The organism is Mycobacterium sp., assembly GCF_036273375.1.
Taxonomy (GTDB): domain Bacteria; phylum Actinomycetota; class Actinomycetes; order Mycobacteriales; family Mycobacteriaceae; genus Mycobacterium.
Window position 1 is genome coordinate 1 of sequence record NZ_DASUHS010000154.1, and the last position, 2,534, is coordinate 2,534.

The 2,534-nt window shown below is 68.7% G+C and carries 2 protein-coding genes; one reads left to right on the forward strand and one right to left on the reverse strand.

What is annotated here, in order from left to right; genetic code table 11:
• Positions 1-259: 259 nt before the first annotated feature.
• Entirely contained in the window at positions 260-2,020 is a 1,761-nt protein-coding gene (locus tag VFW69_RS14560; RefSeq protein WP_526502223.1) for an IS1634 family transposase, read from the forward strand.
• 124 nt (positions 2,021-2,144) lie between these two features.
• Here the strand turns inward: VFW69_RS14560 and VFW69_RS14565 are convergent.
• A partial coding sequence (locus VFW69_RS14565; RefSeq protein WP_526502224.1) for a cob(I)yrinic acid a,c-diamide adenosyltransferase occupies positions 2,145-2,534 on the reverse strand: 390 nt, incomplete at its 5' end.

The window sequence follows — 2,534 nt, forward strand, 5'->3', positions numbered from 1 at the left end:
GCCGCGCATTCGCCGTGCACGAGGCACTCGATCAGACCGGTGCGTTGATCGGGCCGCTCGTGGTCGCCGCAATCCTTGCCGCCCATCACTCCTACGCCACCGGATTCGCCGTGCTGGCCGTCCCCGGCGCGCTAGCCCGAAGTTGCGGCGGGTTTGAGGTCTGATCCCTTTGTTTGTGGGCTTGACGGGTCGTTGATGGGCTTGGCGTGTCGTCACTAATATGCGTGACTTATCGGCCGAGTGATGCTAGCTTGCGGCTGTGCCGAAGCGGGGTGGTGCGGTTCATGTGACAAGTCACCGTCGCCACTATGTTGGCAAGGACGGGGTGGCGCGGGTCTACGAGACGCACCTGCTGCGCCGCTCCTGGCGGGAGGGTGGGAAGGTTCGCAATGAGACGGTGGCCAACCTGTCCCACCTGCCGGGCGAGTTGATCGAGGTGATTGCCCGGTCGCTGCAGGGGGAGGCGTTCGTGCCCGCGTCGGCGGCGGTGACGACGCTGCGGTCGCTGCCGCATGGGCACGTCGCGGCGGTGGCCGCGCAGGCCAAAGCGCTCGGGCTGCCGGGGCTGTTGGGCCCGGCGTGCCGGGAGCGGGACCTGGCCTTCGCGTTGATCATCTCCCGGGTGGTGCGACCGAAGTCGAAGCTGGCCACGCTGTCGTGGTGGGATGACGTCACCCTCGGCGTGGACCTGCAGGTGGCCGGCGCGAGCACTGACGAGGCGTATGCCGCGATGGACTGGCTGGCCGGCAGGCAGGACGCGATCGAGGCGAAGCTAGCCGCCCGGCACTTGAGCCTGGATGTGAACCCGGCGCGGATGGCGCTGTTCGACCTGTCTTCGTCGTGGGTGGAAGGCCGGCACTGCCCGCTGGCGGCGCGGGGCTACTCCCGCGACGGCAAGCGCGGCACGGCCCAGATCGAGTACGGGCTGCTCACCGATCCCGACGGCCGCCCGGTCGCGGTGCGGGTCTTCCCCGGCAACACCGCCGACCCGGCTGCCTTCACCGAGACCGTCGACATCGTGCGGAATAAGTTCGGGCTCGGCGAGCTGGTGATGGTCGGCGATCGCGGCATGATCACCACCGCGCGGATCGACGCGCTCAAACAGCTCGGCGGGCTGGGCTGGCTGACCTGTCTGCGTGCTCCCGCCATCGCGAAACTCGCCGCCGATGACGGGCCGCTGCAGCTGTCGCTGTTCGACCAGGCCGACCTGGCCGAGATCAACCACCCTGACTATCCCGGCGAGCGGCTCATCGCCTGCCGCAACCCAGCGCTCGCGGCCGAACGCGCCCGCAAACGCGCCGACCTGCTCTCGGCCACCGAGGCCGCCCTCGCTCCGCTGATCGACCGCGTCGCCGCTGGGAAGCTACGTGGCGCTGACAAGATCGGCGTCCAGGCCGGCAAGCTGATCAACAAGTACAAGGTCGGCAAGCACTTCGACCTCGCCATCACCGACACCAGCCTCGCCATCACCCGCCGGGTCGAGCAGATCGCCGCCGAGGCTGCCCTGGACGGCGTCTACGTCATCCGTACCAGCATCCCCGCCGACCGGCTCGACTCGGCTGGTGTCGTGACCGCCTACAAACAGCTCGCCGCCGTCGAACGTGACTTCCGCACCATCAAAACCGACGACCTCGACCTGCGCCCCATCCACCACCGTCTCGAAGACCGCGTCCGCGCCCACGTACTCATCTGCCTGCTCGCCTGCTACCTCACCTGGCACCTGCGCCGCGCCTGGGCGCCACTCACCTACACCGACGAGCACCCGCCCCAGCGCGACAACCCCGTCGCACCCGCAAAACGCTCACCGGCGGCCGCCCGCAAAACCTCCCGCCGTCGCGACCAGCACGACCAGCCCCTCCACAACTTCCGCGGCCTGCTCGACCACCTCGCCACCCTCACCCGCAACGACAACCGCTACGCCACCACCGGACCAGTCCTGCCCACCCTCGCCCAACCAACCCCCACCCAGCGGCGAGCCTTCGACCTGATCAACAGCCCCATCCCACTCACCATCACGTAGACAGAACCCGCCCAACCGAAACCGCCACAACCCCCGACCTACCAAAGGTTCAGCCGCCTCAGCCGCCGCAACTTCGGGCTATATAACGCACCACTCGCATCAGAACGCACCACTCAGCTGACGATCAGCCGCCGGGCCGCCAGAGGACGTCGCCGTCGGGGTTCGCCGAGCGGGCCAGAATGAACAGCAGGTCCGACAGCCGGTTCAGGTAGAGCAGGGCGGCCCGGTTCGTGTGTAGCTGGTCGGCCTCCAAGAGCGCCCAGGCCCGGCGTTCGGCCCGCCGGGCGACTGTCCGGGCATGATGTAGCAGCGCGCCGGCCGGCGTGCCGCCAGGCAGGATGAAGCTCGCCAATTTGGGCAGCGGCTCGTTGAAGGTGTCGCACCAGTTCTCGAGTCGGGTGACGTAGGCCTCGGTAACGCGCAGTGGTGGGCGCTTCGGGTCCGGTTGCACCGGCGTGGACAGGTCGGCGCCGACGTCGAACAGATCGTTCTGTACCTGCCGGAGCACGGCGAC